Annotated in this window: 1 tRNA gene; it reads left to right on the plus strand. The window is 49.1% G+C overall.

Going from position 1 to position 218, the window contains the following annotated elements:
• Positions 1-73 precede the first annotated feature (73 nt).
• A tRNA-Gln gene (locus SBI19_RS29460) sits at positions 74-148 on the plus strand.
• Positions 149-218 lie beyond the last annotated feature (70 nt).

The following is a 218-nucleotide window of genomic DNA, read 5'->3' on the forward strand; positions in this document are numbered from 1 at the left end:
TGGTTAACGCATCGGATTGTGATTCCGACATTCGGGGGTTCAATTCCCCTCGATCGCCCCATTAATTAATTGTTGGGGATTAGCCAAGCGGTAAGGCAACGGACTTTGACTCCGTCATTCCAAGGTTCGATCCCTTGATCCCCAGCCATTTTCTCATGAGCCATTAGCTCAGTTGGTAGAGCACCTGACTTTTAATCAGGGTGTCGTAGGTTCGAGTC

The organism is Paenibacillus sp. CCS19 (assembly GCF_033239625.1).
Taxonomy (GTDB): domain Bacteria; phylum Bacillota; class Bacilli; order Paenibacillales; family Paenibacillaceae; genus Paenibacillus_T.